Source organism: Bacillus sp. JJ722 (assembly GCF_036963345.1).
In the GTDB taxonomy this organism is placed as follows: Bacteria; Bacillota; Bacilli; order Bacillales; family DSM-1321; genus Bacillus_AD.
The window spans coordinates 1-1,372 of sequence record NZ_JBALMO010000326.1 but is presented as its reverse complement, the minus strand read 5'-3'; the positions used below and the strand labels follow the sequence as shown (position 1 = coordinate 1,372).

The 1,372-nt window shown below is 33.6% G+C and carries 2 protein-coding genes; one reads left to right on the top strand and one right to left on the bottom strand.

Annotated features, from left to right (window positions below):
* Window positions 1-157 precede the first annotated feature (157 nt).
* Complete coding sequence (locus V7014_RS25210; RefSeq protein ID WP_335511541.1) at window positions 158-883, top strand: LysM peptidoglycan-binding domain-containing protein; 726 nt, start codon at window positions 158-160, stop codon at window positions 881-883.
* 243 nt (window positions 884-1,126) lie between these two features.
* Here V7014_RS25210 and V7014_RS25205 read toward each other — a convergent pair.
* Window positions 1,127-1,372: hypothetical protein (locus V7014_RS25205; protein ID WP_335511539.1), on the bottom strand; the 246-nt coding region annotated here is incomplete at its 5' end.

Below are 1,372 nucleotides of genomic sequence, written 5' to 3'. Positions count from 1 at the left end.
AAAACTATGTTCCAAATACCCAATAGAATTTTAAAAATATTAGCAGTTAGGTGATTTGCAACATTTATTCCAGTTTCCCATAATGTACATTCACCTATTTTTAATAAAAAGAATAGAGTGAAGCATCCGTCAATTTTAATGAATGAGGTGGTATCATTTGCAATCTGAATTCTCTGATGTAACTCAATATGTAATTCAACCATGGGATAACATCCCATTAATAGCTCAAAGATTTAATATATCAATGGATGAGATCATAGAAGTAAATCCAAGAATATCTTCAACAGGGTTGTTCGTGGGACAAATATTAAACATTCCCAATGGTGTACGTAATGTAAAATGTATGAGTGAAAATGAGTATCGACTAAGAAGTGAAATGCGTTCACTTTGGGAACAACATGTAGAATGGACGCGAATGGCAATTATGAGTTTAGTTTTCAACTTGCCCGATGTTAATTTTGTTCTTCCCCGACTACTTCGTAATGCTCCAGACATGGGAAATTCGCTAAGACCATATTATGGTAAACGGAATGCAAGCAAGTATAGTGACTTAATTAAGGATCACTTACTCATTGCCGCAGATCTAGTGAAGGCAGCGATGGCGGGAGATGCTCAAGCTGTAGAAAGAATAGAGAAAAAATGGTATGCAAATGGTGATGAAATTGTACAGTTTTTAAGTGATCTAAACCCTAAATTGTCAAAAGAAGCATTTAGACAAATGTTTTATGAACACTTAGCTTTAACGAAAGCTGAAGCAGTTGCGATGATTACTAAGGATTATAAAACTGGGATAGAATTATATGATAAAATTGAAAAAGAAGCTTTACAAATGGCTGATGAAATAAGTGATGCCATCGTAAAACAATTTCCACGTCGTTTTTAAAAAATAATGGCTCTTTTCGCATAGATTGTTGCTTCTGCGAACTAGGTAAGTGGGCAAAATATTTTCAAATGATGGTGGAGGGATATACTTTGCTAGAGATGTGGATTTTTAGCCGTTTTGCGATTTTGGTTATTACCGTTAATTTCCTACACGGGTTATAAAAAAACAACCATTTCTTTATGAAACGGCTGTATTTCCTTATTCCTTTAAAACACCTTTTAGGTTCAAAAGGTATTTTGCACACTACGGAGCAAATCCGATTTGACCAGTAAACAGTAAGATAAGAATTATTATCCAAAATATAATTTCAGATGAAGAGAGGATTAAAGATATAACAGGAATTACCTTTTTCTCCGTTTCCCTCAGTATTCCTATTATAGATAGTAACATACCTATACCTGTCAGAAGAAATGTTATATAATCCCCAACCGAATTACCGATATTTGCTAATCTTGTCGGTTGTACAAAAACAATAAAAAAGCAAATTAT